The sequence below is a fragment of the Pseudomonas sp. LBUM1652 genome (assembly GCF_059716105.1).
Genome location: NZ_CP166804.1, coordinates 6,212,624 through 6,225,944, shown reverse-complemented (window position 1 = coordinate 6,225,944; position 13,321 = coordinate 6,212,624). Strand labels below are relative to the sequence as shown.

The following is a 13,321-nucleotide window of genomic DNA, read 5'->3' as shown; positions in this document are numbered from 1 at the left end:
TCAACATCCAGTACTTCGGGCTTCAAGAAGTTTCAAAAGTATGAAATGCCATCAAATTGATGGCACTTTTATTGGTGGCTGTTGTCGCGGGTAATTTGATAATAGAAGGCAGTGAATTTTCGGAAGAATCCTACTTTTATTTTTTTCAAGTCTTGTCATGATTGCCGCCGTGCAATGGGACGAGCTTTCGAGAAAAAGCGTTCTGGTTCCGCCGGATGCTCTGGATCAACGGTTTGGCAGGCGCGGTTCAAATGCGAAGCATATAAAACGGCATCAGGGAAACCCCTGCCACATATAGGGCGATCTCTTACAAGCGCCAATGAACACTTCGTCTTGTTGTTTGATCAGATGCTTGCTAGTGGCCATCATAGTGATTACGATGCGCCAACTTGAAAGAGCACTCACTCAATTGGATGAGTCGCGTCACTGCTCTTCGATACTGTCCCGCGCCGTTGCAACTCCAAAAGGCGCCTGACTGTAATCCTAATTAAAGGCCATGGATGTCCTACTCAAGCAAACTTTCCGCCCATTACCTCGAACTCGCTAAAGTCTCTGTTTCCAAAGAGAATTTTGCGGGCGAAGACGTTCGTTTTTCGAGCGAATTCGAGGCGCTGGAAAGCGAGCTGGCCAAAGCCTCGTCGATGCACGAAAGCGGGCAGATCGACTGGCTGAAAATTCGCGAAAACAGCGAAAACCTCCTGCGTACCCAATCCAAGGATTTGCGTGTCGGCGCCTGGCTGACCTGGTCGCTGTACCAGCGTGAATCCTTCCCCGGGCTGCTGGCCGGTCTTGGATTGCTGCACCATCTGTCGGAAAACAACTGGGCCGACGTTCACCCGCTCAAACCCCGCACCCGTGCTGCCGCCATTGGCTGGCTGGTGCCGCGTCTTGAGCAGGTCATCACCGAAAACATCGCGATCAAAGAGCAGTTACCGATGTTCCGGCAGCTCTCCGAGCATCTGGCTGACCTCGACGCTGCCTGCACCGAACATCTGGGTGATGACGCGCCGCTGCTGCTGCCGCTCTCCCGTCGCCTGAAAACCATGATCCAGCGCGCTTCCGACAACCAGCCGGCACCCGGGGTAGTGGGCGCGGCGGTGGCGCAGGTCAAGCAGGCCGCGAGCCAGTTGCTCACCCCCGGCGCACCGATCGACAACGAAAAAGACGCCCACAAGGCACTGCGCGCCCAGCAGGAAAGCGCGCGGCCGCTGTGCGCCTGGTGGCTCAAGCAGAAAGCCACCGACCTGCGCGCCCTGCGCCTGAATCGCACGCTGCTGTGGATGACCATCGACGCGGTACCCGAACGCAACGCCGAGCAGATCACCGTGCTGCGCGGTCTGCCGGTCGACAAGCTCAAGCAATATCAGGATCGCTTCGATCAGGGCAAATACGCGGATCTGCTGGTGGAACTGGAGGCGAGCCTGGCGAAGGCGCCGTTCTGGTTCGATGGCCAGCGAATGGTCTGGGAGTGTCTCCAGAACCTCAACGCCGAGTTGGCAATGCGCGAAGTGGAAATCCACTTCGCGCTTTTGGTTCAGCGCCTGCCCGGCATCATCGAATGTCGTTTCCATGACGGCGCGCCGTTTGCCGATCCGTCCACCCGGGCGTGGATCGCCGGCAATGTCATGCCGCACCTGCAAAGCGCCAGCGCGCCGCGCAAGGCCGAAACCGAAGATGTTCAGACGCAGCCAGCCTGGGAAAAGGCCCTCGAAGAAGTCTTGCCGCTTCTGCGCAAGGAAGGCCTCAAGCCTGCCGTGCAGATCCTCAAGCAAGGGCTGCAGTCGGCCCACGGTGGACGCGAGCGCTTTTTCTGGCAGTTCGCGCTCGCCCGCCTGTGTTTCATGGCCAAGAAATACGAACTGGCCAAGAACCAGCTCGAAACACTCGATCAGACATTACAGGACTCAGGCCTGCACGCCTGGGAGCCCGATCTTGCATTGGAAGTGCTGCACCTGCTGCACAGTTGCTGCGAGTTGTTGCCGCAGAACCATGCAGTGCGTGAACGCAAGGAAGAGATTTATCGCAGGCTGTGCCACCTCGATCTCGAAGTGGTACTCGAATAGGCCCCAGGGCCACAACCGCAAGGAGAAAAGCCATGGCCAAAGAAGGCTCGGTAGCCCCCAAGGAACGCATCAACGTCACCTTCAAACCCGCCACCGGCGGTGCTCAGGAAGAGATTGAACTGCCGCTGAAACTGCTGGCAATCGGTGACTACACCCACCGCAAGGACGAGCGCAAGATCGAAGATCGCAAGCCGATCAGCATCGACAAGATGACCTTCGACGAAGTGCTGGCCAAGCAAGAGCTTAGCCTGACGATGAACGTGCCGAACCGTCTGCAGGAAGAAGGCAGCACTGAAGAGTTGGGCGTGCAACTGCGCGTCAATTCGATGAAGGACTTCAACCCGGCCAGCCTGGTCGAGCAAGTGCCTGAGCTGAAAAAGCTGATGGAACTGCGTGACGCGCTGGTAGCCCTCAAAGGCCCGCTGGGTAACGCACCTGCTTTCCGTAAAGCCATCGAAGGCGTGCTCGCCGACGACGAATCCCGCGGTCGCGTACTCGGTGAGCTGGGCCTGAACGCCGCAGCCACCGACGCCTGAACCCAGCAGCCAAGGAAGCCAACACAATGAGCACTAGTGCAGCACAAGAGAAAGGCGCCGCGAGCGGCGAGTACAGCATTCTCGACAGCATCATCGCCGAAACCCGCCTGACACCGGACGACGAAGCCTACGACATCGCCAAGCGCGGTGTGTCGGCCTTCATCGAAGAGCTGCTCAAGCCGCAGAACAACGGTGAACCGGTCAAGAAAGCCATGGTTGACCGCATGATCGCCGAGATCGATGCCAAGCTCAGCCGTCAGATGGACGAAATCCTGCACCACCCGGACTTCCAGTCGCTGGAATCGGCATGGCGTGGTTTGCAGTTGCTGGTCGATCGCACCAACTTCCGCGAAAACATCAAGATTGAAATCCTCAACGTCTCCAAAGACGACCTGCTGGACGATTTCGAAGATTCGCCGGAAGTCATGCAGTCGGGCCTGTACAAGCACATCTACACCGCTGAATACGGCCAGTTCGGTGGTCAGCCGGTTGGCGCGATCATTGCCAACTACTACATGTCCCCAAGCTCGCCGGACGTGAAACTGATGCAGTACGTTTCCAGCGTAGCCTGCATGTCCCACGCGCCGTTCATCGCTGCGGCCGGTCCGAAGTTCTTCGGTCTGGAAAGCTTCACCGGCCTGCCGGATCTGAAAGATCTGAAAGACCACTTCGAAGGCCCGCAATTCGCCAAATGGCAGAGCTTCCGTACCTCGGAAGACTCCCGCTACGTTGGCCTGACTGTGCCACGTTTCCTGCTGCGTAACCCGTACGACCCGGAAGAAAACCCGGTCAAATCGTTCGTGTACAAGGAAACCGTTGCCAACAGCCACGAGCACTACCTGTGGGGCAACACTGCCTACGCGTTCGGCACCAAGCTGACCGACAGCTTCGCCAAATTCCGCTGGTGCCCGAACATCATCGGCCCACAGAGCGGTGGCGCGGTTGAAGATCTGCCGCTGCACCACTTCGAAAGCATGGGCGAAATCGAAACCAAGATTCCTACCGAAGTATTGGTTTCCGACCGTCGTGAATACGAACTGGCCGAGGAAGGCTTCATCTCCCTGACCATGCGTAAAGGCTCCGACAACGCGGCGTTCTTCTCCGCAAGCTCGGTGCAGAAGCCGAAGTTCTTCGGCATCAGCGCAGAAGGCAAGGCAGCAGAGCTGAACTACAAGCTCGGCACCCAACTGCCGTACATGATGATCGTCAACCGCCTGGCTCACTACTTGAAAGTGCTGCAGCGCGAGCAACTCGGTTCGTGGAAAGAACGTACCGACCTCGAGCTGGAACTCAACAAGTGGATCCGCCAGTACGTGGCCGACCAGGAAAACCCGAGCGCCGAAGTACGTGGCCGTCGTCCGCTGCGCGCTGCGCAAATCATCGTCAGCGACGTTGAAGGCGAGCCGGGCTGGTACCGCGTGAGCTTGAACGTGCGTCCGCACTTCAAGTACATGGGTGCCGATTTCACCCTGTCGCTGGTTGGCAAGCTGGACAAAGAGTAAGAGCGACTCATGGACGGATACGGCAGCCTTTTCGAACGTCTCAATGGCGACGCGGAAAAACGCAAGGGCAGGAGCCTCGAGGTTTCTGCCATGGCGTCAGTCGCTGCCCATCTGGCCAAAATGCTCAGCACCCGGGCCGGCAGCGTGCAAACGCTGTCCGACTACGGGTTGCCCGATCTCAATGACATGCGTCTGAGCCTGCACGACTCCCTGAGTCAGGCCCGCCTGGCCATCGAAAGCTTCATCGAAGCCTACGAGCCGCGCCTGAGCAACGTGCGTGTCATTTCCCTGCCGCGTGACCACGATCAGCTTCGCCTGGCCTTCAGTATCGAAGGGCTTCTGGAAGTTGAAGGTTTCAAGCGTCAGGTCAGTTTTTCCGCGCGCCTGGATGGCAGCGGACAAGTGAAGGTCAACTAAGGAGAACCCCGATGTCTGGCAAACCCGCAGCACGCGTATCCGACCCCACCGCTTGCCCACTTCCAGGCCACGGTACCAACCCGATCGCCGCCGGTTCCGGCGACGTGTTCTTCGACGGCCTCGCGGCCGCCCGCCAAGGCGATGCCTCGGCGTGTGGTGGTGCGATGTCGGGAGGTTTGGCGACCACTGTGTTGATCAACGGCAAGCCTGCCGCCACTGTTGATTCGGTGGGTACGCATGGCAACAAGGTCACGGCAGGTTCCGGGACGGTGATTATCGGGAATTCGCATTCGCCAGCGTCATTTGTGCCTCCGTTGCCTTTGATCATTCCGGGCTTTGATGCTCAGTTCCAGCTCAAGAACGGTCTGGGCAATCCGCTTGCCGATACTAAATACCTACTCCGTCGAGCGGATGGTTCTCTCGAAAGTGGAATCACCAATGAGTTGGGCCTGACTCATCGCGTGAAGGCCCATACAGCTTCCGAAAAAATCGAAGTTTTTATTGAGAGCTGAGGGAGTACTCGTTCATGGCCGAGGCTGAAAAAATCAACAAGGATGGGCAGGAATATGTGCCAGCTGGCGCGGCCGCGAGCACAAAAACCTCTGAGGTTGCGCCGGTAGAGTTGCAGGTTTGCCGCTGTAACGGAAAAGAAGTCACAACGCTGGCTGGCTACGACAGCATCCCGAGCTATACCGGCGAGCTGCCTTCTCCGTTGCAAATTATGTGGTACGTGCCAAAAACCAAGGAAATGCTTAAGGCAAGTTTCTCTGATACAGAAATTCGTGTCTGGATAAAGCAGGCGGCTGAATATTATGGCGTCCCGCATATTTTGCTGGCGGTTATTCTGCAGCAGGAGAATGGACCTAAGGGCAGTAAATTTCTTCAATCCATGCAATTCGGCGAACGGTCGCTGACCACTCTGCTGGCGATTGTTGACAACTTGGCTTTCGATGCCGTCCCGGACAAGTTGGCCGGTGGCTCCAGCGGCTTTGCCAATATGAGTAGGGCAACATTGCAGAAGTCCGTTCAATACACAGAGAACTATTACTGCAAGAAACCATTGCCCGAAGACGTTCAGTACCGGATTTTCGGGTGGAACCAAGACACGCGAATCCCGGGTGATGACTGGAAGGCGGACCTCTACTATTGCGCCGGCCATCTACGTGAACTGGTTGACCGGGCTACCGGGACTCGCTGTCACTCCGGGGTGCTGTCCGCAGACCAGTTGAAAAAGGTGATTGCTTCCTACAACGGTTCGGGGCCGCTTGCCGAAAAGTATTCAACCGATGCTATGACGTTGTTAGACGCAGCGAAAGCAGGTACGGCGTGGTTGTATTTTTATGAAAGATAAACTCTCGACGTCTACCACTCTTGCGCTTGCTGCCGGCATTTTGGCTGTGGGGGTTGTCGTGTGGACAAATATTTTCTCCAATTCGCTGATGCTGTTAATGGACGGCGTTAATTTTATTCCTGCGGAATCTTCAATCCTCGCATTTGAACCTTATGAGATAAATCAAGGGTCGTCTTCTTATTGGATCTACGGTCAGGATGGGGAAAATTATTATTATTTTTCTTATGACGCGGCTGCGCCTTACATTTTTATTTCCAAAGCAAATGTTTGTCAGGGGTTTGATCGTCTGAATTTCAAAACATGGTGCAGTGCGAAACAAGGTACGAAGAAATGATCAGCGAGGCATCGATCTGCTCATGAAACAGTCAAGGATGATTTCGATGTCGGGCGGGGCAGTGTTTTTCACGTTTTTCATCCCAGTGACTACCTACGCCGCTCAGCAGGTCTACAGCAATAATGTTTTCCTGCTGAACACCTGTGGCGTGCCTCTGGAATTGTCCGTGGTGCATGACTCCAACTATGACGATAAAGCCCGCCGCTTGGTGTTGAATCCAAATCAGCGCAGAACTATCGCCAACTACAGATCGTTCGGCGAGGACGTAGCCGGTCAGATCAGCGACCAGTACAGCCTGTCGATTAAGAGCTCGACGGGGACCAAAACCATCGACGCGCAGACGTTGCGAAAGGCTGTCGCAAGCACCGAAAGAACTGAAGAAAAAGCTGTTCGTTCATGGGTCATTACTGATGGGGCGTTCTGTCCATGACGCACATGTTCGGGTCGGCTCAATGAAACTCAGAGCCTGGCAATGTCTTGTCGCTTTTCTCAGCTCGGTTGGTTTGCTGGTGATTCTGGTCGGCTTCGCGCTGCTGTTGCGAATGGAAAGCTCGACCAAACCAAAGCTGTTCGCTCATCCCAACGCGTTGTGGGTTGGCGCCGAGGATGGCGGGGTATTCGTTGAAGTTACCAGGAACGAGGCGCCGGACTATTACGTCGAGATTCGCCACGAGAGTGGCGGAGTGTGGACTGAGGGCTGGGTTCGATACGGCACGCGGGACAGCTACCCATTGAGCGCTGCAGCCATTGGCGGCTATGACGGCGTCGAGCTCTATGTGTATTCGGGGATGGCGATCACGCCGAAAAAGCAGGGAGTGGCGCAGTGATGAATATCTATGCGCGTCTTGCACTCTGTCTGGCGATCCACGCGGCGGGATGTGTGGCCTACGTGTTTCTGAATAACGCAGTGGTTGTGGCCTACAAGGCTTTCAACGGCGGATTCACCACCCGTGGCGTGGCGATTGGCATCGCCCACTACATGTTCATCTACATATTTTTTGGCATAAACGCGCTGGCCGCGATCATCCCGAACCTGTGGGCCAAGCTCGGTCTGCTCGCTCTGATGGTTGCCTGGATTCTGTTCATGATGGTGCCTGACTACCCGCTACGTGCGCTGTTCTACACCGTGGCCCAAGGCGGAGTCACGTTGTTGGCGATTCTGCTCACGCAGGTCATTGAACTGCGTTGGGAGAGGCTTGCGCTGATGCGACAGACGTCGCCTGCGAGTCCTGCTCATGCTTAGCCGTGCGCAACTGAGCTTCTTCATGGCCGCCTTGTGGTGGCCATTGCTGGCGGTGTTGGCGATCAGTTCCTATGGCCTGTGGAATGGCGAGTACTCAACACCCGAGTCGTCCGGGATTTATTGGCAGTACCTGTTGTGGTGGGGAGTTCCCGGGTTTCTGGGTTTTTCGCTGTGGATGTCCCGATCGGCGCAGAGCCGCAACGAGCAACAGGCACTGCGGATGGTTTGGTGGGCGCCGGTGAAGTTCATCCCGTTCTACGCCGTGCCATGGATGCTGTATGGCTTGTTCAGTCTGCTCGTCGGGCCGTCCAGTGACGCTTACATGGCGTACGGCTGGATCTCGATTGTGCCGTTTCTCCTGATTGGCGGTTACGTCAGTGCCGGCGTGACGGTCGCGGTCTACAGGATATTTTTTTGATGAGTTCCACTACCAGGCAGGTAACCCGTGTCCTTTAACCACTACTACCAAAGCGAACTCACCGCACTGCGCCAACTCGGTCGCCGTTTCGCCGAGCGTAGTCCGGCGTTGGCGCCGTATCTGGGGCAGGCCGGGCGGGATCCGGATGTGGAGCGGTTGCTGGAAGGCTTTGCGTTTCTGACCGGGCGGCTGCGCCAGAAACTCGATGACGAGTTGCCGGAGCTCAGCCATTCCCTGATGCAATTGCTGTGGCCGAACTACATGCGCCCGCTGCCGGCGTTCAGCATTTTGCAGTTCGATCCGCTCAAGCGTTCGGGTCCGGCGCTGGTGGTCGAGCGCGATACGCCGGTGGAAAGCAAGCCGATCGAAGACGTGCGCTGCCGCTTCCGCACCTGCTACCCGACCGAGGTGTTGCCGCTGGATCTGGCCGCGCTGAACTACTCGGTGAAGGGCGACGGGTCGTTGCTCAGCCTGCGTCTGGAAATGAGCGCCGACGGCCACCTCGGCGAGTTGGAGCTGAGCAAACTGCGCCTGCACTTTGCCGGTGAGCGCTACATCAGCCAGATGCTTTACCTGAGCCTGCTGCGCAACCTCGAAGGCATCGAGCTGATCCCGCTCGACGGCGCCGGCAAGCCGATTGATGGCGTCAGCGGCAAACCGATGGCGTTCAAGATTCCCGGTGACCGGGTCAAACCGGTGGGCTTTGCCGAAGAAGAAGCGCTGATTCCGTATCCGCTGAACACCTTCCGGGGCTATCGCTACCTGCAGGAATACTTCGCCTTTCAGGACAAGTTCCTGTTCGTCGACGTCAACGGTCTGGACATTCTCAAGGCACTGCCGGAAGACACCCTCAAGCAGATGCGCGGCCTGGAGTTGCGCTTTGATATCCGCAAGAGCGGGATCATGCGCATGCGTCCGACCCTGGACAACGTGAAGCTGTTCTGCACGCCGATTGCCAACCTGTTCGCGCACGACGCATTGCCGATTCGCCTCGACGGCAAGCAGGACGAATACCTGCTGCTGCCAGCGGAATACGATCTGGAAAACTGCGGCGTGTTCTCGGTGGAAACCGTGACTGGCTGGAAGCCCGGCGGCCTCGGTTATCAGGAGTACGTGCCGTTCGAATCCTTCGAGCACGACCCGAGTTTCGACGTGCCCAACAGCCGTCCGCATTACAGCATTCGACAGCGTTCGTCCTTGCTGCACGACGGCCTCGACACTTACCTGAGCTTCGGTATTCGCCACACCGAAGCCCATGAAACCCTGTCGATCGAGCTGATGTGCACCAACCAGAACCTGCCGCGCAAGCTCAAGCTCGGCGACATCTGCATGGCCTGCGAAGAGACCCCGGAATTCCTGAGTTTCCGCAACATCACCCCGGCCACATCGAGTTTTGCGCCGCCGCTGAACCGTGACTTCCTGTGGAAGCTGATCAGCAACATGTCGCTTAACTATCTGTCGCTGGCCGACGTCAATGCGTTGAAGGTGATTCTGGAAACCTACGACCTGCCGCGCTACTACGACCAGCACGCGGAGAAGGTCAGCAAGCGCCTGCTCGGCGGCCTCAAACACATCAAGCACCACCACGTCGATCGGTTGCACCGTGGCCTGCCGGTGCGCGGTTTGCGCACCGAACTGACCATCGACCCGGAAGGGTATATCGGCGAAGGCGACCTGTTCGTTTTCGCTTCGGTTCTTAACGAGTTTTTCGCGCTTTACGCCAGTCTCAATTCATTCCATGAGCTGCGGGTAAAAAGCACACAGGGAGAGGTGTACCAATGGACACCACGTATGGGTCTGCAACCCCTGCTTTAAGCGGGTTGACCCGGGTAATACGCGAATACTCGCTGTTTCAGGCCGTGCTGCTGGTGATCGACCGGCTGCGCGAGGCACACCCGCACCTGAGCGAAGACGATTTGTACGATCACGTCGAGTTCCAGGCCAACCCGAGCCTCGGATTCCCGCGCAGCGATGTCGATCGCGTGGAGTTTTTCGAAGAGCACGGGCAGATGCGCGCGCGCATGCGGTTCAACCTGATCGGGCTGGTCGGTTCCGGCTCGCCGCTGCCGGCGTTCTACGGCGAGCAGGCACTGGGCGACAGCGAAGACGGCAACCCGACGCGCAATTTCCTCGACCTGTTCCACCATCGCCTGCAACGGCTGATGCTGCCGATCTGGCGCAAGTACCGCTACCGCGCGAGTTTCCAGAGCGGCGCGATCGACCCGTTCTCGTCGCAACTGTTCGCGCTGATCGGTCTGGGCGGTGACGAGATCCGCAAGGCCAAGGAACTCAACTGGAAACGCCTGCTGCCGTACCTCGGCCTGCTCAGCTTGCGGGCGCACTCGGCGGCGCTGATCGAAGCCGTGCTGCGTTACTACTTCAAGCACGAAGACCTGGTCATCGAGCAGTGCATCGAGCGCCGCGTGGAAATTCTCGAAGAGCAGCGCAATCGTTTGGGGCGTGCCAATAGCATGCTCGGCGAAGACCTGGTGCTCGGTGAACACGTGCGCGACCGCAGCGGCAAATTCCGCATTCACATCACCCAACTCGACTGGCAGCGATTCCACGAATTCCTGCCGATCGGCTTCGGTTACCAGCCGCTCTGCGCGCTGGTGCGGTTCACCCTGCGTGACCCGCTCGATTACGACATTCGCCTGGTTTTGCGCCAGGAAGAAATCCGCGAACTGCGCATTGGTGAGCAGAACGCCTGTCGCCTCGGTTGGACCAGTTGGCTGGGCCGCGAAAAAGCGGACGGCGTGGTGACCCTGGGCAGCAAAATTCATTAAGGACGTGAGCCATGATCAACGTAGACCTGCAACAACTCATCCAGGCGCTGGACGCCGAAACCCGTCGTGATCTGGAGCGTTCGGCCGAGCGTTGCGTTGCCCGTGGCGGCAGCAAGATCCTCGTCGAAGACTTGATGCTCGGCCTGCTGGAGCGTCCGAACGGCTTGCTCGCACGCGCGTTGCAAGATGCTGACGTCGACGCCGGTGAGCTGAGTGCCGCGCTGCAATCGCGCGTTGAACACAGCGCTTCGCGCAACCCGGTGTTCGCCCCGGAACTGGTGCAATGGCTGCAAGACGCCCTGTTGGTGGCCAACCTCGAACTGGGCCAGACCCAGGTCGAAGACGCCGCGCTGATCCTCGCCCTGCTGCGTAACCCGATGCGTTATGCCGGCAGCCGTTATCAGCCGCTGCTCGCCAAGCTGAACATCGATCGCCTGAAAGAATTTGCTCTGTCGCAACAGGAACAACCGGCGGCCAATGGCAAACCGGCCGCGCAGGGCGAATCGCTGTTGCAGCGTTTCACCCACAACCTGACCCAACAGGCCCGTGACGGCAAACTCGACCCGGTGCTGTGCCGCGACGGCGCGATCCGTCAGATGGTCGATATCCTTGCCCGTCGCCGCAAAAACAACCCGATCGTGGTCGGTGAGGCCGGTGTCGGTAAAACCGCCATCGTCGAAGGCCTGGCCTCGCGCATTGCTGCCGGTGAAGTGCCGCAAGTGCTCAAAGGCGTTGAGCTGCTGTCGCTGGACATGGGCCTGTTGCAGGCTGGCGCCAGCGTCAAAGGCGAATTCGAACGCCGTCTCAAAGGCGTGATCGACGAGGTCAAAGCCTCGCCGAAGCCGATCATTCTGTTCATCGACGAAGCCCACACCCTGATCGGCGCGGGCGGCAATGCCGGTGGTTCCGACGCGGCCAACCTGCTGAAACCGGCACTGGCTCGGGGTGAGCTGCGCACCATCGCCGCGACCACTTGGGCCGAGTACAAAAAATACTTCGAGAAAGACCCGGCCCTGGCCCGTCGTTTCCAACCAGTGCAATTGCACGAACCGACTGTCAGCGAAGCGGTGACCATCCTCCGTGGTCTGGCTCAGGTCTACGAGAAGAGCCACGGCATCTACCTGCGTGATGACGCGGTGGTGTCTGCCGCCGAACTGTCCGCGCGTTATCTGGCCGGTCGGCAACTGCCGGACAAAGCCGTCGACGTCCTCGATACTGCGTGCGCCCGCGTGCGCATCAGCCTCGCCGCCGCCCCGGAAAGCCTGGAGCGTCTGCGTGGCGAACTGGCCGAAGGTGGGCGTCAGCGTCAGGCCCTGCGCCGCGATGCCGAAGCCGGTCTGCTGATCGACCACGAAGCGCTGGAAGCACTGGAAGCGCGCCTGGACGAAGCCGAAAACGAAATGGTCGCGCTGGAAACCCTGTGGACTGAGCAGAAGCAACTGGCCGAGCGTCTGTTGGAGCTGCGTCAGCAACTGGCCAAGGCCCGCGAAGCTGCCGCCGTCGAGCCGACCGTCAACGTTGAAGAAGACGCTGAAGGCACCGTGATCGAAACGATTGCAGCCGAAGTCGAGGAAGGCCAAAGCGTTGAAGCGCTGGAAGCCCAGCTCAACGAAACCCACAGTGCTCTGACCGCCGCGCAAGTCAAAGAGCGTCTGGTCAGCTTCGAAGTCTGCCCGCGTCTGGTGGCTGAAGTGATCAGCGCCTGGACTGGCGTGCCGCTGGCGCAACTGGCCCGTGAGCACAACGCCAAAGTCGCCAGTTTCGCCACCGACCTGCGCACGCGCATCCGTGGTCAGGAACAAGCCGTACACGCCCTGGACCGCTCGATGCGCGCCACCGCCGCCGGCCTGAACAAGCCTGATGCGCCGGTCGGCGTGTTCCTGCTGGTTGGCCCGAGCGGCGTCGGCAAGACCGAAACCGCACTGGCACTCGCCGATCTGCTGTACGGCGGTGATCGTTTCATCACCACCATCAACATGTCCGAGTTCCAGGAGAAGCACACCGTCTCGCGCCTGATCGGTGCACCGCCGGGCTACGTCGGTTACGGCGAGGGCGGCATGCTTACCGAAGCCGTGCGCCAGAAACCGTACTCGGTGGTGCTGCTCGATGAAGTCGAAAAGGCTGATCCGGACGTGCTCAACCTGTTCTACCAAATCTTCGACAAAGGCGTGGCCAACGACGGCGAAGGTCGCGAGATCGACTTCCGCAATACGTTGATCCTGATGACCTCGAACCTCGGTAGCGACAAGATCAGCGACCTCTGCGAAGACGGCGCGCGGCCAACCGCCGAACTGCTCGAAGAAACCATTCGCCCAGTACTCAGCAAACACTTCAAGCCGGCGCTGCTGGCGCGGATGAAAGTGGTGCCGTACTACCCGGTCGGTGGCCCGGTATTGCGCGAGCTGATCGAGATCAAACTCGGTCGTCTCGGCGAGCGCCTCAACCGTCGTCAGCTGGATTTCAGCTGGTGCCAGAACCTCGTCGATCACCTGTCCGAGCGCTGCACGCAAAGCGAAAGCGGCGCACGCCTGATTGATCATCTGCTTGATCAGCACGTACTGCCGCTGGTGGCGGATCGTCTGCTCGACGCGATGGCCACCGGCGAAAGCCTCAAGCGTGTGCATGCCACGCTCGACGGCAACGCCAGCGTGATGTGCGAGTTCGCCTGAGG

The 13,321-nt window shown here is 58.6% G+C and carries 14 protein-coding genes; all 14 read left to right on the top strand.

Features of this window, described 5'->3' with window-relative positions; translation table 11 throughout:
• Positions 1–500 precede the first annotated feature (500 nt).
• From tssA to tssH, 14 genes are read left to right on the top strand one after another with little or no spacing between them, the layout of a single operon-like run.
• A complete protein-coding gene (gene tssA / locus ACA069_RS28240) occupies positions 501–2,063 on the top strand; it encodes a type VI secretion system protein TssA (RefSeq protein WP_497615638.1) in 1,563 nt (520 codons plus the stop codon).
• Positions 2,064–2,095: 32 nt separating this feature from the next.
• Positions 2,096–2,599 carry a type VI secretion system contractile sheath small subunit gene (gene tssB / locus ACA069_RS28235; RefSeq protein WP_042561805.1) on the top strand — a complete coding sequence of 168 codons (504 nt, stop codon included), beginning with the start codon at positions 2,096–2,098 and terminating at the stop codon, positions 2,597–2,599.
• Positions 2,600–2,625: 26 nt separating this feature from the next.
• Entirely contained in the window at positions 2,626–4,101 is a 1,476-nt protein-coding gene (gene tssC, locus ACA069_RS28230; RefSeq protein ID WP_497615637.1) for a type VI secretion system contractile sheath large subunit, read from the top strand.
• Positions 4,102–4,110: 9 nt separating this feature from the next.
• Positions 4,111–4,518, top strand: a complete 408-nt coding sequence (gene tssE, locus ACA069_RS28225) for a type VI secretion system baseplate subunit TssE (RefSeq protein WP_497615636.1) — start codon at positions 4,111–4,113, stop codon at positions 4,516–4,518.
• 11 nt (positions 4,519–4,529) lie between these two features.
• A complete protein-coding gene (locus ACA069_RS28220) occupies positions 4,530–5,030 on the top strand; it encodes a PAAR domain-containing protein (protein WP_489880213.1) in 501 nt (166 codons plus the stop codon).
• Positions 5,031–5,044: 14 nt separating this feature from the next.
• Complete coding sequence (locus tag ACA069_RS28215) at positions 5,045–5,869, top strand: hypothetical protein (protein ID WP_187677140.1); 825 nt, start codon at positions 5,045–5,047, stop codon at positions 5,867–5,869.
• On the top strand, positions 5,859–6,203 hold the full coding sequence (locus tag ACA069_RS28210) for a hypothetical protein (RefSeq protein WP_150694286.1): 345 nt from the start codon (positions 5,859–5,861) through the stop codon (positions 6,201–6,203). The genes ACA069_RS28215 and ACA069_RS28210 overlap by 11 nt, the downstream gene beginning before the upstream one ends.
• A 22-nt stretch (positions 6,204–6,225) precedes the next feature.
• Positions 6,226–6,633, top strand: coding sequence for a hypothetical protein (locus ACA069_RS28205; protein WP_489880214.1), 408 nt, complete (start codon positions 6,226–6,228; stop codon positions 6,631–6,633).
• 22 nt (positions 6,634–6,655) lie between these two features.
• On the top strand, positions 6,656–7,030 hold the full coding sequence (locus ACA069_RS28200) for a hypothetical protein (RefSeq protein ID WP_187677139.1): 375 nt from the start codon (positions 6,656–6,658) through the stop codon (positions 7,028–7,030).
• Positions 7,030–7,446, top strand: a complete 417-nt coding sequence (locus ACA069_RS28195; protein ID WP_187677138.1) for a hypothetical protein — start codon at positions 7,030–7,032, stop codon at positions 7,444–7,446. The genes ACA069_RS28200 and ACA069_RS28195 overlap by 1 nt, the downstream gene beginning before the upstream one ends.
• Entirely contained in the window at positions 7,439–7,864 is a 426-nt protein-coding gene (locus ACA069_RS28190; RefSeq protein WP_489880216.1) for a hypothetical protein, read from the top strand. Before ACA069_RS28195 ends, ACA069_RS28190 begins: the two co-directional genes overlap by 8 nt.
• 27 nt (positions 7,865–7,891) lie before the next feature.
• A complete protein-coding gene (gene tssF / locus ACA069_RS28185; RefSeq protein WP_187677136.1) occupies positions 7,892–9,679 on the top strand; it encodes a type VI secretion system baseplate subunit TssF in 1,788 nt (595 codons plus the stop codon).
• Complete coding sequence (gene tssG, locus ACA069_RS28180) at positions 9,643–10,650, top strand: type VI secretion system baseplate subunit TssG (RefSeq protein ID WP_187677135.1); 1,008 nt, start codon at positions 9,643–9,645, stop codon at positions 10,648–10,650. Before tssF ends, tssG begins: the two co-directional genes overlap by 37 nt.
• 11 nt (positions 10,651–10,661) lie before the next feature.
• A complete protein-coding gene (gene tssH / locus ACA069_RS28175; RefSeq protein ID WP_497615635.1) occupies positions 10,662–13,319 on the top strand; it encodes a type VI secretion system ATPase TssH in 2,658 nt (885 codons plus the stop codon).
• Positions 13,320–13,321 lie beyond the last annotated feature (2 nt).

Coding starts and splice junctions, on each gene's coding strand:
- tssC (WP_497615637.1), top strand. CDS start 2,626: ATGAGCACTAGTGCAGCACAAGAGAAAGGCGCCGCGAGCGGCGAGTAC.
- ACA069_RS28215 (WP_187677140.1), top strand. CDS start 5,045: ATGGCCGAGGCTGAAAAAATCAACAAGGATGGGCAGGAATATGTGCCA.
- ACA069_RS28190 (WP_489880216.1), top strand. CDS start 7,439: ATGCTTAGCCGTGCGCAACTGAGCTTCTTCATGGCCGCCTTGTGGTGG.
- ACA069_RS28200 (WP_187677139.1), top strand. CDS start 6,656: ATGAAACTCAGAGCCTGGCAATGTCTTGTCGCTTTTCTCAGCTCGGTT.
- ACA069_RS28195 (WP_187677138.1), top strand. CDS start 7,030: ATGAATATCTATGCGCGTCTTGCACTCTGTCTGGCGATCCACGCGGCG.
- ACA069_RS28210 (WP_150694286.1), top strand. CDS start 5,859: ATGAAAGATAAACTCTCGACGTCTACCACTCTTGCGCTTGCTGCCGGC.
- tssE (WP_497615636.1), top strand. CDS start 4,111: ATGGACGGATACGGCAGCCTTTTCGAACGTCTCAATGGCGACGCGGAA.
- tssA (WP_497615638.1), top strand. CDS start 501: ATGTCCTACTCAAGCAAACTTTCCGCCCATTACCTCGAACTCGCTAAA.
- ACA069_RS28220 (WP_489880213.1), top strand. CDS start 4,530: ATGTCTGGCAAACCCGCAGCACGCGTATCCGACCCCACCGCTTGCCCA.
- tssG (WP_187677135.1), top strand. CDS start 9,643: ATGGACACCACGTATGGGTCTGCAACCCCTGCTTTAAGCGGGTTGACC.
- ACA069_RS28205 (WP_489880214.1), top strand. CDS start 6,226: ATGAAACAGTCAAGGATGATTTCGATGTCGGGCGGGGCAGTGTTTTTC.
- tssH (WP_497615635.1), top strand. CDS start 10,662: ATGATCAACGTAGACCTGCAACAACTCATCCAGGCGCTGGACGCCGAA.
- tssB (WP_042561805.1), top strand. CDS start 2,096: ATGGCCAAAGAAGGCTCGGTAGCCCCCAAGGAACGCATCAACGTCACC.